Origin of the sequence: Streptomyces sp. CB02366, assembly GCF_001905905.1 — a bacterium.
Classification (GTDB): Bacteria; Actinomycetota; Actinomycetes; order Streptomycetales; family Streptomycetaceae; genus Streptomyces.
The window spans coordinates 774,080-799,466 of sequence record NZ_LIVT01000001.1 but is presented as its reverse complement, the minus strand read 5'-3'; the positions used below and the strand labels follow the sequence as shown (position 1 = coordinate 799,466).

General features: G+C 74.0%; 17 protein-coding genes. 11 read left to right on the top strand and 6 right to left on the bottom strand.

The genetic code is table 11. The features are described 5' to 3' along the window. Positions 1-11 precede the first annotated feature (11 nt). From AMK24_RS03405 to AMK24_RS03395, 3 genes are all read right to left on the bottom strand, one after another. Positions 12-785, bottom strand: coding sequence for an SDR family NAD(P)-dependent oxidoreductase (locus AMK24_RS03405; protein WP_073764813.1), 774 nt, complete (start codon positions 783-785; stop codon positions 12-14). Positions 786-960: 175 nt separating this feature from the next. Beyond that, positions 961-2,574 (bottom strand): outer membrane protein assembly factor BamB family protein, encoded by a 1,614-nt coding sequence (locus AMK24_RS03400; protein ID WP_073764811.1) that lies wholly within the window; start codon positions 2,572-2,574, stop codon positions 961-963. Between the two features lie 183 nt (positions 2,575-2,757). Further along, positions 2,758-3,426, bottom strand: coding sequence for an MOSC domain-containing protein (locus AMK24_RS03395; protein WP_073764809.1), 669 nt, complete (start codon positions 3,424-3,426; stop codon positions 2,758-2,760). A gap of 82 nt (positions 3,427-3,508) precedes the next feature. On the opposite strand from AMK24_RS03395, the gene AMK24_RS03390 reads away from it, so the two are divergent. Continuing rightward, on the top strand, positions 3,509-4,399 hold the full coding sequence (locus AMK24_RS03390; RefSeq protein ID WP_073764807.1) for a LysR family transcriptional regulator: 891 nt from the start codon (positions 3,509-3,511) through the stop codon (positions 4,397-4,399). Positions 4,400-4,599: 200 nt separating this feature from the next. On the opposite strand, the gene AMK24_RS03385 is transcribed toward AMK24_RS03390, so the two are convergent. Then, a complete protein-coding gene (locus AMK24_RS03385) occupies positions 4,600-4,935 on the bottom strand; it encodes a WhiB family transcriptional regulator (RefSeq protein ID WP_073764805.1) in 336 nt (111 codons plus the stop codon). 451 nt (positions 4,936-5,386) lie between these two features. Here AMK24_RS03385 and AMK24_RS03380 point away from each other — a divergent pair, with 451 nt between their 5' ends. The 4 genes from AMK24_RS03380 (at position 5,387) to AMK24_RS03365 (ending at position 9,790) form a co-directional block, all read left to right on the top strand. Next, the gene (locus tag AMK24_RS03380; protein WP_003948568.1) at positions 5,387-5,998 is read left to right on the top strand and encodes a response regulator transcription factor; all 612 of its coding nucleotides are present in this window, start codon (positions 5,387-5,389) and stop codon (positions 5,996-5,998) included. Positions 5,999-6,275: 277 nt separating this feature from the next. Then, on the top strand, positions 6,276-6,851 hold the full coding sequence (locus AMK24_RS03375) for a sigma-70 family RNA polymerase sigma factor (protein WP_006126954.1): 576 nt from the start codon (positions 6,276-6,278) through the stop codon (positions 6,849-6,851). A gap of 207 nt (positions 6,852-7,058) precedes the next feature. Continuing rightward, a complete protein-coding gene (gene guaB, locus AMK24_RS03370; RefSeq protein WP_073764803.1) occupies positions 7,059-8,561 on the top strand; it encodes an IMP dehydrogenase in 1,503 nt (500 codons plus the stop codon). Between the two features lie 104 nt (positions 8,562-8,665). Continuing rightward, a complete protein-coding gene (locus AMK24_RS03365) occupies positions 8,666-9,790 on the top strand; it encodes a GuaB3 family IMP dehydrogenase-related protein (protein ID WP_073764801.1) in 1,125 nt (374 codons plus the stop codon). 95 nt (positions 9,791-9,885) lie between these two features. Here the strand turns inward: AMK24_RS03365 and AMK24_RS03360 are convergent, their stop codons facing one another. Both AMK24_RS03360 and AMK24_RS03355 read right to left on the bottom strand, forming a co-directional pair. After that, positions 9,886-10,545, bottom strand: a complete 660-nt coding sequence (locus AMK24_RS03360) for a hypothetical protein (RefSeq protein ID WP_242434897.1) — start codon at positions 10,543-10,545, stop codon at positions 9,886-9,888. A gap of 200 nt (positions 10,546-10,745) precedes the next feature. Then, a complete protein-coding gene (locus AMK24_RS03355; protein WP_073764797.1) occupies positions 10,746-12,008 on the bottom strand; it encodes a nucleotide sugar dehydrogenase in 1,263 nt (420 codons plus the stop codon). A gap of 242 nt (positions 12,009-12,250) precedes the next feature. Here AMK24_RS03355 and AMK24_RS03350 point away from each other — a divergent pair, with 242 nt between their 5' ends. The 6 genes from AMK24_RS03350 to AMK24_RS03325 all read left to right on the top strand — a co-directional run bounded on the left by AMK24_RS03350 (position 12,251) and on the right by AMK24_RS03325 (position 25,315). After that, a complete protein-coding gene (locus tag AMK24_RS03350; protein ID WP_073764795.1) occupies positions 12,251-13,957 on the top strand; it encodes a glycerol-3-phosphate dehydrogenase/oxidase in 1,707 nt (568 codons plus the stop codon). Between the two features lie 286 nt (positions 13,958-14,243). Next, the gene (locus AMK24_RS03345; RefSeq protein WP_073764793.1) at positions 14,244-16,361 is read left to right on the top strand and encodes a serine/threonine-protein kinase; all 2,118 of its coding nucleotides are present in this window, start codon (positions 14,244-14,246) and stop codon (positions 16,359-16,361) included. 209 nt (positions 16,362-16,570) lie between these two features. Beyond that, positions 16,571-19,885 carry a protein kinase gene (locus AMK24_RS03340; protein ID WP_073764791.1) on the top strand — a complete coding sequence of 1,105 codons (3,315 nt, stop codon included), beginning with the start codon at positions 16,571-16,573 and terminating at the stop codon, positions 19,883-19,885. Positions 19,886-20,030: 145 nt separating this feature from the next. Then, positions 20,031-21,746, top strand: coding sequence for a serine/threonine-protein kinase (locus AMK24_RS03335; protein WP_073764789.1), 1,716 nt, complete (start codon positions 20,031-20,033; stop codon positions 21,744-21,746). Between the two features lie 143 nt (positions 21,747-21,889). Further along, complete coding sequence (locus AMK24_RS03330) at positions 21,890-23,524, top strand: serine/threonine-protein kinase (protein WP_073764787.1); 1,635 nt, start codon at positions 21,890-21,892, stop codon at positions 23,522-23,524. Positions 23,525-23,698: 174 nt separating this feature from the next. Then, a complete protein-coding gene (locus AMK24_RS03325; RefSeq protein ID WP_073764785.1) occupies positions 23,699-25,315 on the top strand; it encodes a succinic semialdehyde dehydrogenase in 1,617 nt (538 codons plus the stop codon). The last annotated feature ends 72 nt before the right edge of the window (positions 25,316-25,387 follow it).

Here is a 25,387-nt window from a genome sequence, read left to right as displayed (position 1 = left end):
CGCGGGCGCGGCTACCGCGGGCCGTACTTGCGCCCCGTCCGCGAGGTGACCCCGCCCAGCAGGCCCCGCGGGGCGATCTTGACCAGCCCCATCAGCGCCTTGTAGCGCGGGTCCGGGACCGACACGGTCTTCCCCCGGCCCAGGTCCTCCAGCGCCGAGACCACCAGCTTGTCCGCGTCGAGCCACATCCAGCCCGGGATGTTGTCCGTGCCCATCCCGGCCCGCTCGTGGAACTCCGTCCGCACGAACCCGGGGCACAGCGCCATCAGCCGCACCCCCGACCCGGCCAGGTCCCGCGCCGCGCCCTGGGTGAACTGCACCACCCACGACTTGGACGCCCCGTACGTACCGCGCGGCACGAACGCCGCGACGGACGCCACGTTGACGACCCCGCCCCGGCCCCGCTCCTTCATCCCGGCGACCGCCGCCGCCGTCAGCCGCAGCACCGCCTCGCAGTGCACCTTGAGCATCGTCAGCTCATCGGCCATGGACACCTCCAGGAAGCGCCCCTTGTTGCCGAACCCCGCGTTGTTGACCAGTAGATCGACCGGGTGTCTGCGGTCCCCGAGCCGCTTCTCGACCGCCTCGATACCGCCGTCCGTGGACAGGTCGGCGCTCAGCACCTCGGCCTCGATGCCGTGCCGGTCGTGCAGTTCGGTGGCCTGGTCGCGCAGCCGCTCGGTGTCCCGCGCCACCAGCACCAGGTTGTGCCCCTGGGCCGCGAGACGCCGCGCGAACGCGGCCCCGATGCCCGCCGTCGCGCCCGTGATCAGTGCAGTCGTCATACGCGGCACGTTAGTGCCCCGCGTGCTCCGGCGGCTCACCCGCCCGCCGCCCCTGCTCCCCCCACCACGAACTCGTCCGCCGTCCCGTCGTCCTCGTGGGACGTGCGTACCGCGCCCCGGGCATCCGGCAGCTCACGCCCTGAGCCGTACCGGGGCAGCACCCCCCGGGTATGGGTCAGGGGGACCCCGGCGCGAAGGACAGCATGCGGGCCTCGCGCACGGGCTTGTGGTTCTCGTCGCCGCTGACGTGCGTCGGCGTCAGCACGAGCCGTCCGTCCACGTACGCGGTATGCGCGGAGAACATCTCGTACTCCCACCGGGCGGTCGCCGCCGGGTGCTTCACGACCTCCGTCTCCGTGCCGACGCCGCGCGGGCCCATCAGGAAGGTCCGGCCCGGGCTGCTGGGGCCGGCCGCCTCGTAGACACGCATCGCGTTGCCGTCCTCCGCGCGCAGGGGATACAGCGTCCTCATCCGGTTGTCCTTGATGCCCCACAGGAACTTCCCGGTCCTCACGTCGTACGCGCCGACCTGGTCCTGGCCGCCCAGCATGATCAGGCCCTTGCCGACCCCCGAGCCCCGGCAGGGCTGGATGTCGCCGCCGGACCCGGTGCCGGCGCACTCCTCGAAACCCTTGCCACGGGCGTCGAAGGTGACGCGGTGCTTGCCGCCGGGGTCCAGGACCGTGATCCGCCAGTCCTTCGCGGTGTCCTCGTTGTTGTAGGTGGTGAAGACGACCGGGTCCATGGAGATCAGGCTGCCGAAGCTCCAGCCGGTCTTCGTGCGGTAGCGCCACAGCACCTTGCCGGTGCGGGGGTCGAGCTCGCGTACCTGGCCGTAGTTCTTGCTCCGGTCCATGGACACCATGCAGGTGTAGTTGACCAGGAGCCGGGCCGGGCCGCCCGCCACGTCGTCGGGGAAGCAGGCGCCCTTCTTCTCCGAGGGGACCTTGTAGAGCGTGCTCCCGTCGCCCATCCGGTAGGCCACCGCCCGTTGCCCCCGGGCGACGGAGAGGACGTCGCCGCTGATGGCGCTGTGGACGATGAACGTGTCGTCCTCGTCACCGGGTTCGTCGAGCTTCTTGCTCCACCCCTGCTTCCCGGTCTTCAGATCGATCATCTGCATCTGGTTGCAGAGGTTGCTCCGCTCGTTGTCCGGCCGCTCGTGACGGAAGACCACGACCTTGCCGTCGGGCGTGGGGTTGGCCGGTGTCTCGCAGACGGAGCTGGGCAGGGTCACGCTCCAGACCTCGGCGCCGTCCGAGAGCCGGTAGGCCGTGACCTTCCGGTACAGCGCCTGGACGGCGGTGTCGCCGACGATCCACAGGTCGTGGACCTTGTTGATCTGCTTGGGGATGTCGGTCTTGTCGTCGGCGATCCACGCCGCCGCCTCGCCCGGCTTCCGTGCGGCGGCGACCTCCTTCGTCGTCGGGATGTGGCTCAGTTCGGGGCCGCCCGCCGGGGGCGCGGAGGACGGGGACGCCGAGGCGGAGGGACCGGGCGACTTCTTCGCCACGGGCTTCGCGGGCTCGCCCCGGCCCCAGTCGGTGGCGGCGTACACCCCGCCCGCCACGACCACGAGCACCAGCACGACGACCGCGGCGACGACCGGGCCCCGGCCGAACCGGCGGCGACCCGGCGGGGGCGGGGGAGGTGTTGGCGGCCCGTAGCCCGCACCGGCCGGAGGCGGCGCGTACCCCTGCGGCGTACCGGGCCCCGAGGCGTACGGATTATCGGGAACGGGCTGCTGCGGCCGGCCCGGGGTGTACCAGGGCTGCTGCGGGTCGGGCATGGTCTTCCCCCTGAGACGTGCCGCTCGGCTCGGCATCTGATGATCGGGCGCGGGTCACTGGAGGGGGACGCGCCGTGCACCGGTCCAGTTCCCGGCCGACCCGCCGGGCTGCCCCTGGGGGTACGGCCCCGCGTCACCGGTCGGCGAGCCGCCGGGCTCGTGCGGCCCCCTGCCGCCGCCCCCTCAGTCCTGCCGCCCGGCGTACTCCCGCGCCTTGCGCAGCGCCTCCGGATGTAGCGCGTCCCCGGCCGCCAGCAGGGCGGGCAGCAGGGTGCGCTCGGTCGTCACGGCCCGGAACTGCAGGGCGGCGGTGACCTCGTGGTCCGGCCGGTGCACGATCTCCACGGGGTCCCCGGCACGGACGGTCCCCGGTTCGACCACCCGCAGGTACGCGCCGGTGACGCCGTGCTGAGTGAACCGCCGGACCCAGCCCTGCTCGCCGAGGTGTCCGGCGAAGGTCCGGCACGGGATGCGCCCGGAGGTCACCTCCAGTACGAGGTCCGTCCCCACCCGCCAGCGCTCGCCGATCAGCGCACCGCTGACGTCGAGGCCCAGGGTCGTGAAGTTCTCGCCGAACACCCCGTTGGCCAGGGTCCGGCCGCCCAGCTCCCGCTCCCAGGCGTCCAGGTCCTCACGGGCGTACGCGTACACCGCCTGGTCGCTGCCGCCGTGGTGGCGCAGGTCGCACACGGTGTCCCCGGCCAGACCGCTCCCGCCGGCCCCCTTGGCCCCCGGGTCGCGCACCTCGACCGGGCCCTCCACCGGTCGCTTGTCGATCCCGGTCAGGCCCTCCGGGCCGTCGGTGTGGGGAGAGTGGCGAGGGCGGCCGGTGTTCACGGTCAGCAGCTTCATGCGCTCACGCTAGCCGCCGCGTACACCCCAAGTCATCCGATATCAATAGGCTTCTTCTCCAAGCATTCCTTATGCTGGAGAGGTGATCGAAGCCCGCCACCTCCGTGTCCTGCGCGCCGTGTCCACCACCGGCTCGTTCTCCGCCGCCGCCCGCGAACTCGGCTGCACCCAGCCCGCCGTCAGCCAGCAGATGAAGGCCCTGGAGGCGTCGGCCGGCACCCCGCTGCTGATCCGCACCGGACGCGAGATGCGCCTCACGCAGGCCGGCGAGGCGCTGGTACGGCACGCCTCGGGCATCCTCGCGGGGCTCACCGCCGCCGAGGAGGAGATCGCCGCCATCGCCGGGCTGCGGGCCGGCCGGGTCCGCCTGGTCTCCTTCCCCAGCGGCAGCTCCACCCTGGTCCCGGGGGCGCTGGCCGCGCTGCGGGCCGAGCACCCCGGCACCCGCGTCTCGCTCGTGGAGGCCGAGCCGCCGCGCTCGGTGGACCTGCTGCGCGAGGGCGACTGCGACATCGCCCTGGCGTTCCGTTACGGGGCGAGCGGCGGCGAGTGGGACGACCTGGTGGTCCGGCCGCTGCTCACCGATCGGCTGATCGGCCTGCTCCCGGAGGGGCACCGGCTGGCGGAGGCGGAGAGCGTGTCCATCGGGGAGCTGGCCGAGGAGTCGTGGATCGCGGGCTGCCCGCGCTGCCGCCGACAGCTCGTCGAGGTCTGCGAGGAGTCCGGGTTCGCCCCGCGCATCGACTTCGCCACCGACGACTACCCGGCGGTGATGGGCCTCGTCGGGGCCGGGCTCGGGGTGGCGGTGCTGCCGGAGCTGGCCGTGGAGACGGTACGCCCCCAGGGGGCCAGGGCCGTGCCGGTCGAGCCCGCCATCGAGCGGGAGATCGTCGCGCTGACGCTGCCGGACCTGGCACGGGTTCCGGCGGTGGCGGCCACGCTGGACCAACTCGCGCGCACGGCCGCCCGCTGAGGCCGCGCCGGGCCGCACCGCCCGGCGCCGGCCGCGACCGGGCGGGTCCGGCGGGCCGAAGGCGCCGGAGGGCTGAGAACGCCGGAGGCCGAAGGCGCCGGAGGCCTGGGGTGCCGGAGGCCGAAGGCACGGGGGGCCGAGGGCGCGGGAGGCCGAGGCGTCGGAGAAACGTTTCTGCGTTCAGGGGGCGCGTGCGGGGGTCAGGTGGCGCCGGGGCCCGGAGAGGCGGGGCTCCCCGCGGCGGCGGTGATCAGGCGGGTCCGGGCCCGGCCCATCAGCTCCTCGCGCTCGTCCTCGGTCAGGCCGCCCCACACGCCGTAGGGCTCCCGTACGGCCAGGGCGTGCGCGGCGCACTCGGCCCGTACCGGGCAGCGCATGCACACCTCCTTGGCGGAGGTCTCGCGAGCGCTGCGGGCGGCGCCGCGCTCGCCCTCCGGGTGGAAGAACAGGGAACTGTCCACGCCGCGGCAGGCGGCGAGCAGCTGCCAGTCCCACAGGTCTGCGTTGGGTCCGGGAAGGCGGGAGAAATCTGCCATTGCTTGTCCCCTCGGAGCTGTGCTGCGTCGGAAGCGGCATCTCGACCGTCTGGGATCGACGGCTGCGGTGTGCGGACCGTCGGTGATCGGTGTGACCGAAGTCTCGACCGTACATCTACGGTGCTAGTAGATGTAAATATGACTGATTGCGAATCTAGCCACAGACACCCTCGAAAGGGAAGAAAAGCTGCCAAATAGGGCATGCCGGAGGGTGAAGATCAAGTTGACGGGTGAATCATCCGCGTCGTTCTCCTCCGTGTTCACGCCTTCACGTAGAGTGCCGAACTCGGCCGCCCGACCCGTAACTCTTTCGAGTGACCGTCGTTAAGGGAACGGATGCGGTTGACGAATATCCGGCTCGGGCACATGTCCGAGGGGGTCGACCGCACAGGTGACGACTTGATTCAGCCTGGAGGCTCAAGGTGACGCGCATCAGCTGCGGAGGACGGTCATGACATCCGTCCTCGTCTGCGACGACTCCCCGCTCGCCCGAGAAGCGCTCCGTCGCGCGGTGGCCACCGTGCCCGGCGTCGAGCGCGTGACGACGGCCGCCAACGGCGAGGAAGTCCTCCGCCGCTGGGGCGCCGATCGTTCGGATCTGATTCTGATGGACGTACGCATGCCCGGTCTGGGGGGTGTGGAGACGGTCCGCCGGCTGCTCTCCGCCGATCCCGGCGCCCGGATCATCATGCTGACCGTCGCCGAGGACCTGGACGGCGTCGCGCTCGCGGTCGCCGCCGGGGCCCGCGGCTATCTGCACAAGGACGCCTCGCGCGCCGAACTGCGGGCCACGGTCACCCAGGCGCTGGCCGACCCGACGTGGCGGCTCGCCCCGCGCCGGCTGAGGTCCGCCGAGATGGGGGCGGCCCCCACACTGACCGCGCGGGAGATCCAGGTGCTCGAAGGCATGAGCCACGGCCGCTCCAACGCGGAGATCGGACGGGAGTTGTTCCTGTCCGAGGACACCGTCAAGACCCACGCCCGGCGCCTGTTCAAGAAGCTCGGGGCCTCGGACCGCGCTCACGCGGTGGCCCTCGGGTTCCGCTGGGGCCTGGTCCGCTGAGGGCCGGCCCGGACCGCGCCCCGTCCGCCGTTCCGCGGGCGGGGTCACGGAGCGGGCCCGCCGCCCCGCACCCCGCATGAGGGCGCCCGCTCCGGCGCCATGTGACGCTTCCCGGCCGATGACGCATCCTTGAGTCGTGGAGTTCCTCGGGAACGATTCGGTCGAGCGGAAGGGGAGGGCGCAGGACATGACATCCGGCGCACCCGCTCATAACGCTTCGGTGCACAACTCGGGACGTGGTGGAGCGGACCCGAAGGCATCAGGGCACCATGGTCCGATGCGCGACGACGAAACCACGGTGATCGGTGCCCTCGTGCACCGGGCCGTCGACGGCGACGCGCAGGCCACCCACGATCTGCTGGCCCACGTCCACCCCCTCGCCCTGCGCTACTGCCGCTCGCGGCTCAACCGCCTTCCCGGTGACGCCCGTCACTTCGTGGAGGACCTGGCGCAGGAGGTCTGCGTCGCGGTGCTGATGGCGCTGCCGCGCTACAAGGACACCGGCAGGCCCTTCGAGGCCTTCGTCTTCGCCATCGCCGGCCACAAGGTCGCCGACCTCCAGCGCGCCGCGATGCGCCATCCCGGCTCGACCGCCGTCCCCTCCGACGAGATGCCGGAGCGGCCCGACGACTCCCTCGGACCGGAGGAGCGGGCCCTGCTCAGCAGTGACGCGGCCTGGGCCAAGAAGCTGCTGGCCAACCTCCCGGAGAGCCAGCGCGAGCTGCTGGTCCTGCGGGTCGCGGTCGGACTCACCGCCGAGGAGACCGGGCGGATGCTCGGGATGTCGCCGGGCGCGGTCCGGGTCGCACAGCACCGCGCGCTCAGCAGACTCCGGGCGCTCGCCGAGCAGTAGCCGGACCTCGGCCGAGCGGCGGCCCGTCGCCCGCCGGGCGGCCGGCGGGCGCCGCGGGGCGCGGAGCAGGGGAACGCCGCGCGGCCCCCGGAGCCGCTTGGTGCGAAGCTACGGAACCACCGGGTGATCTTGCTCGTGGAATGAGACGCCTCCTCGGGCCGTTAGCATGGACATCCGCACCGATCAAGGCCATTTGGGGAAGGTGTCATGACTGCAAACGTCGACGGAGTGCCCGAGAAATTCGCGACGCTCGGGCTGACCTACGACGACGTGCTGCTGTTGCCCGGCGCGTCCGAGGTCCTGCCCAACGCTGTGGACACCTCCTCGCTCATCTCACGCAACGTACGGGTGAACATCCCCCTGCTGTCCGCCGCCATGGACAAGGTGACCGAGGCCCGCATGGCGATCGCCATGGCCCGTCAGGGCGGTGTCGGCGTGCTGCACCGCAACCTCTCCATCGAGGACCAGGTCAACCAGGTCGACCTGGTCAAGCGGTCCGAGTCCGGCATGGTCACCGACCCGATCACCGTGCACCCCGACGCCACGCTCGGCGAGGCGGACGCGCTCTGCGCGAAGTTCCGCATCAGCGGCGTGCCGGTCACCGACGCCGCGGGCAAGCTCCTCGGCATCGTCACCAACCGCGACATGGCCTTCGAGTCGGACCGCACGCGCCAGGTGCGCGAGGTCATGACGCCGATGCCGCTCGTCACCGGCAAGGTCGGCATCTCCGGCGTCGAGGCCATGGAGCTGCTGCGCCGCCACAAGATCGAGAAGCTGCCGCTGGTCGACGAGGCGGGCCTCCTGAAGGGCCTCATCACGGTCAAGGACTTCAAGAAGGCCGAGCAGTACCCGAACGCGGCCAAGGACGCCGAGGGCCGGCTGCTGGTCGGCGCGGCCGTCGGCGCCAGCCCCGAGGCGCTGGACCGCGCCCAGGCGCTCGCCTCCGCCGGGGTCGACTTCCTCATCGTCGACACCTCGCACGGCCACAACCGCAACGCCCTCGACTGGATGGCGAAGATCAAGTCGAGCGTCGGCGTCGACGTCATCGGCGGCAACGTCGCCACCCGCGACGGCGCCCAGGCGCTGATCGACGCCGGCGTCGACGGCGTCAAGGTCGGCGTGGGCCCCGGCTCGATCTGCACCACCCGCGTGGTCGCCGGCATCGGCGTCCCGCAGGTCACCGCGATCTACGAGGCCGCGCTCGCCGCGCGCGCCGCGGGCGTCCCGGTGATCGGCGACGGCGGCCTCCAGTACAGCGGCGACATCGGCAAGGCGCTGGCCGCCGGCGCCGACAGCGTGATGCTGGGCAGCCTGCTCGCCGGCTGCGAGGAGTCCCCGGGCGAGCTGATGTTCATCAACGGCAAGCAGTTCAAGTCGTACCGCGGCATGGGTTCGCTCGGCGCGATGCAGTCCCGCGGCCAGGGCCGGTCCTACTCCAAGGACCGCTACTTCCAGGCCGAGGTGGCCTCGGACGACAAGCTCGTCCCCGAGGGCATCGAGGGCCAGGTGCCCTACCGCGGTCCGCTGGGCAACGTCCTCCACCAGCTCGTCGGCGGCCTGCGCCAGACCATGGGCTACGTCGGCGCCGCCACGGTCGACGAGATGGAGAGCAAGGGCCGCTTCGTCCGGATCACCTCGGCGGGCCTCAAGGAGAGCCACCCGCACGACATCCAGATGACGGTCGAGGCGCCGAACTACAGCAAGAAGTAACGCGTCGCCGCAGGCGAGGGGCGGTACCGGAGTTTCCGGTACCGCCCCTCGGGGCGTGTCGGGGATACTGGTCAGCGCAGACGTAGAGGGAAAGGCCACACATCGTGACTGAGATCGAGATCGGGCGCGGCAAGCGCGGCCGCCGGGCTTACGCATTCGACGACATCGCCGTCGTTCCGAGCCGCCGCACCCGGGATCCGAAGGAGGTCTCGATCGCCTGGCAGATCGACGCCTACCGCTTCGAGCTGCCGTTCCTGGCCGCTCCGATGGACTCCGTGGTCTCCCCGCAGACCGCGATCCGCATCGGTGAGCTCGGCGGCCTGGGCGTGCTGAACCTGGAAGGGCTGTGGACCCGGCACGCCGACCCGCAGCCGCTGCTGGACGAGATCGCGGAGATGCCGGCCGAGGCCGCCACCCGCCGCCTCCAGGAGATCTACGCCGCCCCCATCCAGGAGGAGCTGATCGGGCAGCGCATCAAGGAGGTGCGCGACTCCGGCGTCGTCACCGCCGCCGCGCTCTCCCCGCAGCGCACCGCCCAGTTCTCCAAGGCGGTCGTGGACGCGGGGGTGGACATCTTCGTCATCCGCGGGACGACGGTCTCCGCCGAGCACGTCTCCGGCGCGGCCGAGCCGCTCAACCTGAAGCAGTTCATCTACGAGTTGGACGTCCCGGTCATCGTCGGCGGCTGCGCCACGTACACCGCCGCCCTCCACCTGATGCGGACCGGCGCGGCCGGCGTCCTCGTCGGCTTCGGCGGCGGCGCGGCGCACACCACGCGCAACGTCTTCGGCATCCAGGTCCCGATGGCCACCGCCGTCGCGGACGTCGCCGGCGCCCGCCGCGACTACATGGACGAGTCCGGCGGCCGGTACGTGCACGTCATCGCGGACGGCGGCGTCGGCTGGTCCGGCGACCTGCCGAAGGCCATCGCCTGCGGCGCGGACGCCGTGATGATGGGCTCCCCGCTGGCCCGCGCCACCGACGCGCCGGGCCGCGGCCGCCACTGGGGCATGGAGGCCGTCCACGAGGACGTGCCGCGCGGCAAGCTGGTCGACCTCGGTTCGGTCGGGACGACGGAGGAGGTCCTCACCGGCCCCTCGCACACGCCGGACGGCTCGATGAACATCTTCGGGGCCCTGCGCCGCGCGATGGCCACCACCGGCTACAGCGACCTCAAGGAGTTCCAGCGCGTCGAGGTGACGGTGGCGGACTCGCAGCACAGCCGCTGACCCGCCCCGTACCTCCCGTACGTACGCGAAGGGCCCGGACCGCCCCCCGAGAGGGGGACCGGTCCGGGCCCTTCGGCGCGTGCTGCCGTCCGGTGTCAGCGGGCCTTCTTCGAACCGCCGACGGCGGCGATCGCGCCGAGGGCGAGGAAGAGGTACGTCATGAAGTCCGCCTCTTCCGACCACGCCTTCGTCACGGTGTCGAAGTGGTCGCCGACGACCTCGGAGAACGGGATCTGCGCCAGGTCGGCGAGGACCATCGAGATGCCGACGAGCTGGCCGAGGTAGACCGCGCCGACCGAGAAGACGGCCGAGGCGGCGACGATCGCCGGGTTGGAGCCGCCGACCTTGCTCGCCGCGAAGCCGACCAGGAAGCCGACGCCGACCGCCGCGTAGCCGACCTCGCGCTCGATGGAGCCCGCGATCACGCCGTACAGGATGCCCGCGAGGATCGCCACGCCGAACGCGACGCCGATGCCGAGCAGGAGGTTGTCGCGGGCCGGGGGCGGCGGAGTGTGGGGCGCGCCGCCGAACGGGGCCCCCTGGCCGGGCTGCTGCCCCGCGAACGGGTTGCCGGACGGGGCGGGCGGCTGCTGGCCGTACGGGTTGCCGGCGGGGGCGGGGGGCTGCTGGCCGTAGGGGTTGCCGGTCGGTGCGGAGGGGGCGCCCTGGCCCGGGCCGCCCGCGTACGGGTTGCCGTCCACCGGCTGACCGTAGGGCTGCTGGGGCTGGTTCGGCGGCTGCACGGGCTGACTCACGGCGGGGCTCCCCCTGGGACGACGGCGCACGCATGTGCGGGATCGCACGTGTGTGCGCTCTGTGACGCCGCAGAGTAGCAGCACCCCCCTGATTCGGTCACTGGCAATCTTTCGACGGTCCGTCACGTCTCAGTGGGTGGACCGTCACCACCCGGGGGACGGCCCGTCGGCCGCCGGAAGGGCCGTGCGCCCGGGGGCCGCTACAGCCGGTGGGCGGCCCCCGCCGGGGTGGCTCCCCTGGTGTCCAGGAGGAGTTGGGCCTTCACCGCGAGGCCCTGGAGGTCGTAGGTGCGGTGGTGCTGGAGCAGGACGGTCAGGTCGGCCGCCGCCGCCGCCTCGTACAGCGAGTCGGCGCGCGGGACGGGGCGTTCGCGCACCCGCCAGTCCAGGACGTGCGGGTCGTGGTAGCCGATCTGCGCGCCCATGTCCATCAGCCGGGTGGCGATCTCCCGGGCGGGCGCGGCCTCCTGGTCGGCGGAGTCCGGCTTGTAGGTGACGCCGAGCAGCAGGACGCGCGCGCCCCGGACGGACTTGCCGTGCTCGTTCAGGAGGGTGGCGCAGCGCTGGATGACGTAACCGGGCATCCGGTCGTTGATCTCCTGGGCCAGCGAGACCATCCGCAGCGGGTGTCCGGGGGCGCGGGTGCTGTGGGGCAGCCGGCCCGGATCCACCGGGACGCCGTGTCCGCCGACGCCGGGCCCCGGACGGAAGGGCTGGAAGCCGAACGGTTTGGTCTCGGCGCACCGGATGACGTCCCAGAGGTCGACGCCCAGGTCGTGGCAGAGCACCGCCATCTCGTTGACCAGGGCGATGTTGACGTGCCGGAAGTTGGTCTCCAGCACCTTCGTCATCTCCGCCTCGCGCGGTCCCCGGGCCCGTACGACCTTGTCGGCGAGCCGTCCGTAGAAGGCGGCGGCCGATTCGGTGCAGGCGGAGGTGAGGCCGCCGATGACCTTGGGCGTGTTGGCCAGGGTGTGGGTGCGGTTGCCGGGGTCGAGCCGGCTGGGGGAGCAGGCGAGGTGGAAGTCGCGCCCGGCGACGAGCCCGGAACCCTCTTCGAGCAGGGGGCGCAGGAAGTCCTCGGTGGTGCCGGGCGGAACGGCGGATTCCAGCAGCACGGTGGTGTGCGGGCGCAGCCGGGCCGCGAGCGCGCGGGCGGCGTCGCCGAGGGCGGTGAGGTCGAGGGCGTGGTCGGGGCCGAGCGGGGTGGGCGAGCAGATCACGGCGGTGCGGACCCGGCCCAGCTCGGCGGCGTCGGTGGTGGGCCGGAAGCCGCCGGAGAGCATGCGGCGGACCTCGGACGCGGTGAGGGTGCCCTCGACGGGTGTGCGGCCCGCCCGCAGCTCCGTGTACGGGCGGGGGTCGGGGTCGTAGCCGACGGTGTCGATGCCTGCGGTCACGGCGGCCTGGGCGAGGGGCAGGCCGAGGTGACCGAGTCCGATGACGGCGAGGTCTGCTGGCATAGGAGGAGCCCCCGTAACGGCGGAGAACGAAGATCGCAACTGCTGTGGACAGCGCAATATCAGACTAGGCGTAAATATGACCTATATGTCGCATTGCGGGGCTCCGGTCGCCGGGGTGTTGTCCATAGGCGGTGGCTGAAGTCGCGGAGCGCGGACAGAATCGAGGAGTGGAGACGGGCGGCCGGCCCCTCGGCCGGGTGGCACTCCCGTCTCCGACCACCCCGATCCACCGGGAGGCAGCAGTGAGGACAGCGACACTGGGACCTGTCGAGCGCGTCGAAGCGCTCGCCGCCATGGCCGCGCGCGAACTGGACGTGCTGGTCGTGGGGGCGGGCGTGGTCGGGGCGGGCACGGCGCTGGACGCCGCCACCAGAGGGCTGAGGACCGGGCTGGTCGAGGCGCGCGACTGGGCGTCCGGCACCTCCAGCAGGTCGAGCAAGCTGATCCACGGCGGCCTGCGCTATCTGGAGATGCTCGACTTCGCCCTGGTCCGCGAGGCCCTCAAGGAGCGCGGCCTGCTCCTGGAGCGGCTCGCCCCGCACCTGGTGAAGCCCGTGCCCTTCCTCTACCCCTTGCAGCACAAGGGCTGGGAACGGCTCTACGCGGGCTCCGGCGTCGCGCTGTACGACGCGATGTCGGTCTCCTCCGGCCACGGGCGCGGCCTGCCCGTCCACCGCCACCTCTCCCGCAAGCGCGCCCTGCGGGTGGCTCCCGCCCTGCGCAAGGACGCCCTGGTCGGCGCCCTCCAGTACTACGACGCCCAGATGGACGACGCCCGCTTCGTCACCGAGCTGGTGCGCACCGCCGCCTCCTACGGGGCCCACGTGGCGAACCGGGCGCGGGTCGTGGGCTTCCTCCGGGAGGGCGAGCGGGTCGTGGGGGCGCTCGTGCGGGACACCGAGGGCGGCCGGGAGTACGAGATCCGGGCCAAGCAGGTGGTCAACGCCACCGGCGTGTGGACCGACGACACCCAGGGGCTCATCGGCGAGCGCGGCCAGTTCCACGTCCGCGCCTCCAAGGGCATCCACCTGGTCGTCCCCAAGGACCGCATCCATTCCTCGACCGGCCTCATCCTGCGCACCGAGAAGTCCGTCCTCTTCGTCATCCCCTGGGGCCGGCACTGGATCATCGGCACCACGGACACCGACTGGGACCTGGACAAGGCCCACCCGGCCGCCTCCAGCGCCGACATCGACTACCTCCTGGAACACGTCAACGCCGTCCTCCACACCCCCCTGACCAGGGACGACGTCGAGGGCGTCTACGCCGGGCTGCGACCGCTGCTGGCCGGCGAGTCCGACGCCACCAGCAAGCTGTCCCGCGAGCACACGGTGGCCCACCCGGCCCCCGGCCTGGTCGTCGTGGCGGGCGGCAAGTACACGACGTACCGGGTCATGGCCAAGGACGCGGTGGACGAGGCGGTGCACGGCCTCGACCAGCGGGTCGCCGCCTGCGTCACCGAGGACACCCCGCTGGTCGGCGCCGAGGGGTACCGGGCCCTGTGGAACGCCCGGGCCCGGATCGCGGACCGGACCGGACTCCACGTCGCCCGGGTGGAGCATCTGCTCAACCGGTACGGCTCAATGACCGAGCAGATTCTGGAACTGATCCTCGCCGACCCCGTCCTGGGCGAACCCCTGCCCGCCGCCGACGACTACCTGCGCGCCGAGATCGTCTACGCGGCCTCCCACGAGGGCGCCCGCCACCTCGACGACGTGCTGACCCGGCGGACCCGGATCTCCATCGAGACCTTCGACCGGGGCGTCCGCAGCGCCCGCCTCTGCGCGGAGCTGATGGCCCCGGTGCTGGGCTGGGACCAGGAGCGGATCGACCAGGAGGTCGAGCACTACGAGAAGCGGGTGGAGGCCGAGCGCGAGTCGCAGCGGCAGCCCGACGACCTCACGGCGGACGCCGCCCGGCTCGGGGCGCCGGACATCGTGCCGGGCTGACCCGGACGGCGGACCGCCCCGTCGGAGGGCCGGTCACCACCCGTCGGCGCCGGGCCAGTTGGGCTTCACTGTCCCTCCGGGCCCGGGCCGCCCCCGTTTCACCGGCCGGGTGGAGCGGGGGCGCGCGTCCGGTCCGGCCTGGACGGGAGGGCCCGGTAGGTAGGAGGCTGTGGGGGATTCCCTCCCGGGCCGTGTCGCGGCGGACCCCGGACCCGGCACCAGGACCGGTCCCGGGGTGAGGGACAATGAACGCTCTGCCAGGGCGGGTTGATCGCAGAGGGGACGCATGTCGGAGGCGGAGCAGGCACGGGAGCCCCAACGGGACAAGAACGGTCGTCTCCTCGCGGGGCGCTACCGGCTCGGTGAGGTGCTCGGCCGGGGCGGCATGGGTACGGTCTGGCGCGCCGACGACGAGACGCTCGGCCGCACGGTCGCGGTGAAGGAACTGCGGTTCCCCTCGGCGATCGACGAGGACGAGAAGCGCCGCCTGATCACGCGCACCCTGCGCGAGGCCAAGGCGATCGCGCGCATCCGCAACAACAGCGCGGTGACCGTCTACGACGTGGTCGACGAGGACGACCGCCCGTGGATCGTCATGGAGCTGATCGAGGGCAAGTCGCTCGCCGAGGCGATCCGCGAGGACGGCACGCTGACGCCGAGACGCGCCGCCGAGGTCGGGCTCGCCATCCTCGACGTGCTGCGCTCCGCGCACCGCGAGGGCATCCTGCACCGCGACGTGAAGCCGTCCAACGTGCTGATCGCCGAGGACGGGCGCGTCGTGCTCACCGACTTCGGCATCGCCCAGGTCGAGGGCGACCCCTCGGTCACCTCCACGGGCATGCTCGTCGGCGCCCCTTCGTACATCTCGCCGGAGCGGGCGCGCGGCCACAAGCCCGGCCCGCCCGCCGACCTGTGGTCCCTCGGCGGACTGCTGTACGCGAGCGTCGAGGGCTGCCCGCCGTACGACAAGGGCTCGGCCATCGCCACCCTGACCGCGGTGATGACCGAGCCGCTCGACCCGCCGAAGAACGCCGGGCCGCTCACCGACGTCATCTACGGGCTGCTCGAACGGGACCCCGAGCAGCGACTCGACGACGCCGGGGCGCGGGCGTTGCTCAACGCCGTCGTCAACGCCCCCGACGCCCCCGCGCCGGCCCCGGCGGACTCGACCCAGATCATGGCCGTCCCCCCGGCCCCCGCCGTCGACCCCCTCGTGAAGCGGACGCCGAAGCCCAAGGCCGCGAAGCCGCCGAAGCAGTCCACCGGACCGGGCGAGACCGGCGAGGGAGCCCGCGACCGGCTGCGCGGAGCCCTGCGCTCCGTGCGGAACGCGAAGACCCCGGCCGTCGCCGGGGGAGCCGCCGCGGGCGCGGCCGCCGCCGCAGGGTCCCCGGCCGCGGCCGCCGGCACGCCCGCCGCCCCGCCCAAGCCCCCGGCGCCGCCCGGGACTTCCGCCACCGGTGCGAGGCCCGCGGTGGCCACGGCGTCCGCGCCGGGGACCGCGAAGGGGGCCGCCGCCGGCGCCGCGTCCACGACGACGGCGAGCCCTTCCGTACCGGGTCAGCGCCCGCCGTACGGACCCGCCTCAACCCGTGCCTCGATCACCGACGTGGTGCCCCGCCGCACCCTCGCGATCATCGCGGCCGTCGTCGCCCTCGCCATCCTCGGCACGGTCCTCGCGCTCACCCTGGGCGGCGAAGACCCGGACAACGGCGGCAAGGGCGGCACCGCGGCGTCGGCCGGAGCCTCGTCGGGCGACGCCGACGGCAAGGGCGAGGACACGGGCGGCGGTTCGGCCGGGGAGAAGGGCGGCGGCCAGAAGGAGGGCCAGGGCACGGACGACGGCCGCGCCTCCGCCGACCCCTCGGGCGACGCCTCCGGCGACCCGAAGACAGGCGGTCCCGGGGACGGGGAAGGGGACGGGCCGGGCCGGGGCGACGCCCTGCCCGCCGGCTACCGGAAGATCACCGACGACCGGTTCCACTTCACCATGGCGATGCCCGAGGACTTCAAGCGCACCGGCATCGCGGGCAGCAACTCCGGCGGCATCTACAACGTCCGGCGGGGCGGCTTCCCCCGGGTCCAGATCGACTTCAACAGCTCGCCCAGGGACGACGCGGCGGCCGCCTGGCGCGGGGCGGTCGGCAGCGCCAAGCTCCTCAGCGACGGCTACAAGCACGGCAGCATAAAGAAGGTCGAGTACAACGGCTATCCGACCGTCGCGGACTGGACGTTCGAGCGCAGCCACAGCGGCGTCCGGGTCCGGGTGCTCAACCGGGGCTTCAAGGTGGACGCCGGGCGCGGCTACTCGATCATGATCAGCTGCAGGATCGACGCGTGGGACGACGAGGAGTGCAGGACGCTCCGCGAGACGGCGTTCGGCACGTTCACGCCCACCAAGTGACCGCCGGGCCCCGTGAGGGGCGGCGAGTAGACGTTTGTTCGGGCCGGGTTGGCGCGACCCGGCCCGTCCGCCCGCCTCGCCACGTATCGTAAGAGGACGAGGACCGTACGCAGCCGGTACGGCGGGCCGACCGCCCGCCGCCCGGCCGTGACCGGCGGATACGTACGGCTTGTGCCGGCCGGAGGAACAGCGCGCTCTGGGGAGGCGACGTGGACGACTACGCGGGTCGGGTGCTCGCCGACCGCTACCGCCTTCCGCTGCCCCCTTCGGACGGGTACGAACTGGCGGAGACACGGGCGTTCGACACGTACAGCGGGCAGGAGGTCCTGGTCCGCCAGGTGCCGCTGCCGGAGATCGTGGACGCGGAGGTGCTCGACGCGGACGGGCGGGCTCCGGCGGCCGGGCGCCCTGCCGGGCGGGCGGTCCGCCGCAGTACCGACCCCGTGGTCCGGCGGGCGATCGAGGCCGCGCAGGCCGCCGCCCAGGTGCCCGACCATCCCCGGCTCGACCAGGTCTACGACGTGTTCGCCGAGGCGGGTTCGCTGTGGATAGTGAGCGAGCTGGTGGCGGCCCGTCCGCTCGCCGCGCTCCTCGCCGAACGCCCCCTCAACCCCTACCGGGCCGCCGAGATCGGCGCCGACGTGCTCACCGCCCTGCGCGTGCTGCACGCGCACGGCTGGACCCACCGCAACATCACCGTGCGCACGGTCCTGGTCTGCGACGACGGCCGGGTCGTGCTCACCGGCCTCGCGACGGGCGCCGCCGAGGAGGCGCTCTGCGGATACGCCCCGGCGCCGCTGCCCGACGCCGACCCGGCGGACGGCCCGACGACGTACGGCATCCCGGCCCACGAGCCCGCCCCGCCGGGGGAGTTCGACGGCGCCCGGTCGCTCCCGCCGGGCAGGAGCGGCGCGCACGGGGGTTACGCGGCCTACGAAGGCGTCGAGGACGTCCGGGAGTACGGGGCCGCGGCGGAGTACGCGGACGTCCAGGAGTACGGGAGCGCCGGGGAGTTCGCGGCGGGCCGGGCGGACGGGAGCGCTCAGGAGTACGCGGACGTCCAGGACGACGAGGACGGCCAGGGGGACGCCGGGTACGGCGAGTACGACGGCGACGGGGGCCGGGAGGCCGGGGCGACCGGCGGGTTCCCGGTTCCGCCGCTGCCCCGGGGGTACGTGCCGCGGGGGGACGGCCGGGAGTACGGCCGGGAGGGCCGGTACGGACCGCCGCCGGGCGCAGAGCCGTCCGGCAGGGACGCCGGGCCCCCGCGCGGGCCGGAGCGGACGCCGGACCCGGAGCCGGGGCCCTCCGACGCCTCCGCTCCCGGGGAGTCCCCCCGGTCCTTCGCACCGGAGGCCGCGCAGGAGATCGTCCCGCGTCCCGCCGCGCCCGCCGTCCCGTACACCGCCGTACCGCCCGCCGAGCCGGGCGCGTCGAGCGCCGCCCAGCTGCGGGCCGCCCGCGCCGGAGCCATCGCCGCCTACCGCGCGGGCGCGCGCGCCGCCGCCCGGGCCACCGAGGACCGGCAGGGGGCCGACCGCGCCCCGGCCGACCTCACGAAGTCCCCGGGGCCCGAGGGGCGCGGAGCCCGTCCCGCCGCGCCGGGCACGCCTGGTGACGCACACCCCGGCACCGGCGGGGACGCGGACCCCACCGCATCCGGCGCGGACGCGGGCCGGGGCACAGGCCAGGGCACGGACCCGGGTCAGGACATGGACCCGGGTCAGGGCGCGGACGCCGACGCCGCCACCGGCGCGGCCCCCGGTGTCCTCCCCCTCCAGCGCCGCCCCGCCCCCGAGGCCCCCTCTTCCGGCGCGCCCTGGGGCGGCCCCGCCGAGGACCCCTACGACGACGAGGACGACGAGGACGAGGAGGAGGGCCCCCGGCCGCCGGGCCGACGCGTCCACCTCGCCGGGACCTGGGACGACGGCCCCGGCGCGGGGCGGCCCGTCCCGGCCGGGGGCTCGGGCGAGGACGCCCTGCGCGCCGACTCCCGGCGGCCCGGCCTGCCGGACCGCCTCCCGAAGCCGCCGGCCCGTACCGCTGCGGACCCGGCCGGGCGAAACGCCGCCCGCGCCTGGGAGGAGACCGTCGCGGGCGGGCGCGAACCCGCCGTCCACCGGGGCCCCGCCACCCCGCTCGCCGCCGAACGCGCCCGCCAGGCGCGGATAGCCGTCGTCGGAGCCGTCACCGAGCGCTGGGCCCCCGAGCAGGCGGGCCCGGTCCACGAGAACTGGCAGCTCGCGCCGCCGATCGGCCCCTCCACCGACCTGTGGGCGCTCGGCGCGCTGCTGTACCGGGCGGTCCAGGGCCACGCCCCCTACCCCGAGGAGAACGCGGCCGAACTGGTCCAGATGGTGTGCGGCGAGCCGCCCGCCTTCGCGGAGGAGTGCGGCCCGCTGCGGCCCGTCGTCGAGTCGCTGCTGCGCCAGGACCCCACCGAGCGGCCGGACGTCGAGGAGTTGAGCGGCTGGCTCCGCTCGCTGGTGCGCTCCGCGCCGGAACCGGAGGCGGGCGCCGACGTCGTACCGCTGCCCGCGCCCGACGCCGCCCGGCTCCCCATCGTGCGCCGCCGGGGCGAGCTGGTCCGCCGGCGGTGGGGCCGGTTCGGCGGCGGCGCGGCCCCGGGGCGGCACCGCCAGGACCGGCGCCGCCAGTCCGCGAAGCGGTTCGACCAGCCCGATCCGCAGGAGTCGCTGCTGCCGCCCGACCGGTCCGCGCCCATGACCGTGGGGGCCTGGGAGGAGGAGCGCCCGGCCCGCGCGCCGCGTGCGCCCAAGGGCCCCCGGGTGCTGCGGGAACCGCCGCGCCGGGGCGGGGAGTCGTCCTCCCCGCGCAACCTGGGCCGGCTGCTGCTCGTCCTGATCCTTCTCCTGATGGCCGCCGCCGTCGCGTACGCCGTGCTGTTCCTGCCGAAGCAGGAGCCGGGCGAGAGCGGCGGCGCCCCCGCGGCCACCGGTTCCGCCGCGCCGCCCCCGGCATCGGACGGGCCCCGCCCGTCCGCCTCCCCGAGCGGCTCCGCCGCCACCGGCTCCCAGCAGCCGCAGACCAGCCGGTCGGCCGTCGCGCTGCCCGCCGGGTACGCGCTCCGCAAGGACGCGGAGGGCTTCGAGATCGGGGTGCCGAAGGACTGGCAGCGCAGTCCCGCCAACGCGGACCGTCAGATCCGTTACGGCAGCGACGGGTTCACCCTGCTCGTCGTGCCCGGCCGGGACACGGTGGCGTCGGGCGGCGGCGATCCGCTGGCCTACCAGCGGGACAAGGAGCCCGAACTCCAGCCGTTCCGGGACTCCAGCTGGTCCTCCTCGTCCGGGGTGCGCCGGGTCGACGTCGGGCGGCAGGCCATGGCGGAGGGCCAGTTCACCTGGCAGGAGAGCGGCGGGCGCGAGGTGTTCGTCCGCAACCTCGCGATGATCGTCGACGGCCGCTACCACGTCATCCAGGTCATCGGCCCCGTGAACGACCGGGACAGGGTCACCGAGGTCTACGAGCGGGCGGTCGCCTCCTACCGGGTCGCCGGCTGATCGCGCGTCACCGCCCCCGGTCCGCCGCGGGAGTTGTACGACAGCGACAACCATCACAGTGCGGTCTCGTGGGCGATCCCCCGTTCCGCCCGTGCGCCCCGCCTCCGTAATGTGGCGAATCCGAGGAACGGGGCGGGGACATCACGTGGATCGATCACAGGGCACGGACGCGGGACTGGTGCTGGCGGGGCGTTACCGGCTGGGCGACGTGCTCGGCCGGGGCGGCATGGGCAAGGTCTGGCAGGCCCACGACGAACTGCTGCACCGCACGGTGGCCGTCAAGGAGTTGACCGCCGGGCTGTACGTCGCCGAGGCCGACCGGCTCGTCCTGCACGCCCGGACGCAGAAGGAGGCGCGGGCGGCGGCGCGCATCACGCACCCCGGGGTGGTCACCGTCCACGACGTGATCGAGTACGACCAGCGGCCCTGGATCGTCATGCAGTACGTCGACGGGCCCTCGCTCGCCGACGCCGTCAAGGAGAGCGGCGAGGTCGCCCCGCGCGAGGCGGCCCGGATCGGGCTGCACGTGCTCAGCGCCCTGCGCGCCGCCCACGGCGCCGGGGTGCTGCACCGCGACGTCAAGCCGGGCAACGTCCTGCTGGCCCGCGACGGACAGGTGCTCCTCACCGACTTCGGGATCGCCGCCATCGAGGGCGACTCCACCATCACGCGTACCGGCGAACTGGTCGGCTCCATCGACTACCTGGCGCCGGAACGGGTACGCGGCGGCGACCCCGGCCCGGCCTCCGACCTCTGGTCGCTGGGCGCCACGCTGTACACGGCGGTCGAGGGGTCCTCCCCGTTCCGCCGTACGTCCCCGATCTCCACCATGCAGGCGGTCGTCACCGACGAGCCGCCCGCGCCGGTCAACGCCGGTCCGCTCGGGCCCGTGATCACCGCGCTGCTCCGCAAGGAACCGGAGGACCGGCCCACGGCCGCGCAGACCGAGCAGATGCTGCTGGACGCCATGGAGGGGCGCGAACCCCGGGCCGCCCAGGCCCATGTGCCCACCCAGCGCTACCCGGAGGAGTCCCGGTACGGCTACCGGGGCCCGCACGGCTCCGGCGCCCCGGCCGGCCCGCCCGGCTCCGAAGGGGCCACCGCCCGGCTGCCCGGAGCGGCCTCCGCCGCCCCGCGAACGGCCCCGGCCACCGCCCCGGACCGGGCGTTCCCGGCCACCGCCCCGGTGGTCCGGCGCGCCGGATCCCGGTGGCGCACGGTGCTCGCCGTGGTCGTCGCCGCGGCCGTCCTCGGCGGCGCGGCCGGGCTGATCGCGATGAAGTACGGGGAAGCGCCGGGTGCTTCCGGCGCCGCCCGCGGCTCCACGGCCGCAGGCCGCACGCCGTCCGCGCCCGCCGCCGCCCCGGAGACGGACGCCCCCGCGCCGGGGACGTCCGGGACGCCCGAGGGCTGGACCCGGGTCGAGGACCCGGCGGGCTTCAGCCTGGTGGTGCCCGACGGCTGGACGCGGCAGGTGCAGGACGGCCAGATCGACTACACCCCGGACGGCGGGGCCCACCGCATCCGCATCAGCGTCGACCCGGACCCGGACTTCGACCACCCCTACCTGCACATGCAGAGCATGGAGGAGCAGCTCTCCGAACGGCTGCCCGGCTACCGGCGGACAGCGATGGAGGAGAACACCTTCCGTGACCGCCCCGGCGCCCTCTGGGAGTTCACCTGGAACGAGACCAAGGACCACGCGGGGCCCCGGCACGGCATCGACCAGATGTACTACGGCGGTCCCGGCGGGCCCGAGTACGCCCTGTACCTGACCGCCCCTCAGGACAGCTGGGCGGAGAGCCGCGAGAAGTTCGACGTCATGCTCCGGAGCTGGCGCGCCCCCCGGGCCCGGCAGTGACCCCGGCGGTGGCCGCGTGCCGCGTCGGCCGACGCGGCACGCGGCCACCGCCGGGGCGCCGGGGCCGCCGTACGGTCACGGCTTCGTACCTGCCGACCGCCCCAGGTGGTGCCGGACCCGGGGTGTGATCCAGGATGATGTGCATGACAGATCACGGGGGACGGGCCCACGAGCCCACCAGCTACGGACTCCAGCCGCCGCACGCGCCGGGCGGATTCGGCGCACCGGATCTCGCGCCCCCGGCGCGCATCCCCTCCCCGACGGCCCCGGCGAGCGTCCCGGACAGCGCGGCGAACCGGCTGATCGGCGGACGCTACCGGCTGCTCGCCCGGCTCGGGCACGGCGGGATGGGCACGGTGTGGCGGGCCCACGACGAGGTCGTGGACCGCGAGGTGGCCGTCAAGGAACCGCGGGCGCCGGAGCACCTGGGCGAGCGCGAGCGCGACACCGTGTACGAGCGCATGCGGCGCGAGGCGCGGACCGCCGCCCGGATCGACCACCCCTCCGTCGTCACCGTCCACGACGTGGTCGTCGAGGACGGCAAGCCGTGGATCGTCATGGAGCTGGTGCGCGGCCACTCGCTCGGCGACCGGCTCCAGGAAGGCACCCTGGACCCCCGCGAGGCGGCCAGGATCGGCCTCGCGGTCCTCGACGCGCTGTCGGCCGCCCACGCGATGGGCATCCTGCACCGCGACGTGAAACCGGACAACGTCATGCTCGGCGCCGGCGACCGGGTCGTCCTCACCGACTTCGGGATCGCCCAGGTCGAGGGCGAGCAGCGGCTCACCGAGACCGGCGCGTTCATCGGCTCGCCGGAGTACATCTCCCCGGAGCGGGTCCTCGGCCAGCGTCCCGGCCCGGAGTCGGACCTGTGGTCGCTGGGCGTCGTGCTGTACGCGGCGGTCGAGGGCGTGTCCCCGTACCGCCGCTCGCACACCCCGGCCACCCTCCAGGCCGTGCTGTCCGCCGAGCCGCAGACGCCCGCCCGGGGCGCCGGCGCGTTCGGCACGCTCGTGATGCAGCTGCTCCGCAAGGACCCGGCCGCGCGCCCGCCCGCCGCCGAGGTCCGCCAGGTGCTCCGGCAGTTCGCGGCCCCGGCCCCGGTCGCCCCCGCGTACGCGTCACTCGTGGCGGGCGGCGGCAACAAGTGGGTGCCGCCGGTGCTGCACCGCAACCGGCCCGCCCGGTTCGCCCTGGGCGGCGGGGCGCTGGCCGTGGTGGTCGCGCTCGTGCTGGTCCTGCTGAACCCGTTCGCGGGCGACGGGCCGCCGGAGGGCTGGCAGGTCCGGCCGGAGAACGAGGTCCTCTCGGCGGACGTGGCGGTGCCGGAGGAGTACAAGCGGGTCCAGGACGACAGCGGCGAAGTGGTCTGGTACGCGGACCCCAGCGGCGTCTTCGAAATCGACTTCTGGCACCGCGCCCCGGAGGACGACGCCCCCACCGACGAACACCCGGGGGCCGACAAGGCGGCCCTCAAGAGGCACTACGAGAAGGGCGGGGCGGGCACCACGGAGATGAAGGAGGCCTCCGTCACGGCTAAGGACGTCACGCACCAGGGGCGGAAGGCGTTCGAGATGGACACCGTGTACGTCCCCTACTCCTCGTCCGACGACGACCCGCTCCGCCACCGCTTCCGGGAGCTGCTGATCCCCGGCGAGAAGAAGGGCGACCCCTACTGGCAGGTGCGGGTGCGGATGCCCGCGAAGGGGCAGGCGGCGAAGGACGGCGACGCGATCTTCGCGGAGGTCGTCGAGGGACTGAAAATTCACGCCCCCTGAGCGCCGAGCGCCGACCGTCGCCCGGCGGTCGGCGCGCGACGCCACTGATCAGCGGTTATGTCGCCAGCGATCACTGGCTGGGTCGAGGGGTGCGTCGCATGGTGGTGGCGGGTCCTGTGAAAAACTGTTACCCACGGGTACCCAAAGGCTCCGGCTGGACATACTCTCGGCCCCATGACGGACTCGCAGGCCCCTGACGCCCCTCTCGGTACCAACCCCGTGGCGGTCGCCCCCGCCGGCGTGCGCACGGCCGCCGACGTGGTCACCCCCGAGGTGATCGCCCAGCTGACCCGCGGTGTCGTCGGGTCGGGCCGTACGGCCAACCACACCCCCTTCACCGGGGAGAAGCTGGCCGACCTGCCCGAGTCCACCCCCGAGGACGTCGCCACCGCCTTCGACCGGGCCCGCGCCGCCCAGCCCGTCTGGGCCGCCGTCCCCGTACGGCAGCGGGCCGCGATCCTCCTGCGCTTCCACGACCTCGTCCTCAGCCGCCAGTCCGAGGTCCTCGACCTCATCCAGCTGGAGACGGGCAAGGCGCGCCTGCACGCCCACGAGGAGGTGCAGGCCGTCGCCGTCGCCGCCCGCCACTACGGGCGCAAGGCCGCCGCCTACCTCAAGCCCCGCCGCCACACCGGCGTCGTCCCGACCCTCACCAAGGTCACCGAACTGCGCCAGCCGCGCGGGGTCGTCGGCCAGATCGCCCCCTGGAACTACCCGCTGGAGCTGTCCGTGGGCGACGCGCTGCCCGCGTTCGTCTCCGGCAACGCCGTCGTGATGAAGCCCGACACGGAGACCGCGCTCACCGCCCTGTGGGCCCGCGACCTGCTGATCGAGGCCGGACTGCCCGCCGAGGTCTTCCAGGTCGTCCTCGGCGAGGGCCCGGTCGTCGGCCCCGAGGTCGTCGCCCGCGCCGACTACGTCTCCTTCACCGGCTCCACCCGCACCGGCCGCGAGGTCGCCGTCGGCGCCGCCTCCCGGCTGGTCGGCGTCTCCCTGGAGCTCGGCGGCAAGAACGCCATGCTCGTCCTGGAGGACGCCGACGTGGAGAAGGCCGCGGCGGGCGCCGTCCGCGCCTGCTTCTCCTCCGCCGGGCAGCTCTGCATCTCCATCGAGCGGCTGTACGTCCACGAGTCGGTCGCCGACGACTTCGTGCGGCGGTTCGCCGCCCGGACGCGCGCCATGCGGCTCGGCAGCTCCCTCGCGTACGGGGCCGACATGGGCTCGCTCGTCGGCGAACGCCAGCTGGAGACGGTCGTCCGCCATGTCGAGGAGGCCGTCGAGAAGGGCGCGACCCTCGTCGCCGGCGGCGTCGCCCGCCCCGACATCGGCCCCCTGTTCTACGAGCCGACCATCCTGGACGGGGTGGAGGCCCCGATGGCCGTCTGCACCGAGGAGACGTTCGGGCCGGTCGTCTCGATCTACCGCTTCAGCGACGAGGACGAGGTGATCGCGCTGGCCAACGCCACCCCGTACGGCCTCAACTCCAGCGTCTGGACCACCGACTCCCGGCGCGGCCACGAGGTCGCCGCCCGGCTGCGCACCGGCACCGTCAACATCAACGAGGGGTACGCCCCCGCCTACGGCAGCGTCCAGTCCCCGATGGGCGGCATGAAGGACTCCGGCCTCGGCAGGCGGCACGGCTCCGAGGGCATCCTCAAGTACACCGAGGCCCAGACCGTCGCCCAGCAGCGGCTGATCCCCCTCGCGCCCGCCTTCGGGATGGACGACGAGAAGTACGCCGCGTTCATGACCCGCAGCCTCAAGGCGATGAAGGCGTTCGGGCTGCGCTGATCCCGCGGGCCGCCGCGCTCCCGGGGCCGCCCCGGGGCGCGGGCCCCGCCGGCCGCTCCCGGGGCCGTGGCG

Excerpts from the sequence above, each read along its gene's own strand:
- AMK24_RS03405 (WP_073764813.1), bottom strand. The coding sequence starts at position 785 with ATGACGACTGCACTGATCACGGGCGCGACGGCGGGCATCGGGGCCGCG.
- AMK24_RS03400 (WP_073764811.1), bottom strand. The coding sequence starts at position 2,574 with ATGCCCGACCCGCAGCAGCCCTGGTACACCCCGGGCCGGCCGCAGCAG.
- AMK24_RS03395 (WP_073764809.1), bottom strand. The coding sequence starts at position 3,426 with ATGAAGCTGCTGACCGTGAACACCGGCCGCCCTCGCCACTCTCCCCAC.
- AMK24_RS03385 (WP_073764805.1), bottom strand. The coding sequence starts at position 4,935 with ATGGCAGATTTCTCCCGCCTTCCCGGACCCAACGCAGACCTGTGGGAC.
- AMK24_RS03380 (WP_003948568.1), top strand. The coding sequence starts at position 5,387 with ATGACATCCGTCCTCGTCTGCGACGACTCCCCGCTCGCCCGAGAAGCG.
- AMK24_RS03375 (WP_006126954.1), top strand. The coding sequence starts at position 6,276 with ATGCGCGACGACGAAACCACGGTGATCGGTGCCCTCGTGCACCGGGCC.
- guaB (WP_073764803.1), top strand. The coding sequence starts at position 7,059 with ATGACTGCAAACGTCGACGGAGTGCCCGAGAAATTCGCGACGCTCGGG.
- AMK24_RS03355 (WP_073764797.1), bottom strand. The coding sequence starts at position 12,008 with ATGCCAGCAGACCTCGCCGTCATCGGACTCGGTCACCTCGGCCTGCCC.
- AMK24_RS03345 (WP_073764793.1), top strand. The coding sequence starts at position 14,244 with ATGTCGGAGGCGGAGCAGGCACGGGAGCCCCAACGGGACAAGAACGGT.
- AMK24_RS03330 (WP_073764787.1), top strand. The coding sequence starts at position 21,890 with ATGACAGATCACGGGGGACGGGCCCACGAGCCCACCAGCTACGGACTC.
- AMK24_RS03325 (WP_073764785.1), top strand. The coding sequence starts at position 23,699 with ATGACGGACTCGCAGGCCCCTGACGCCCCTCTCGGTACCAACCCCGTG.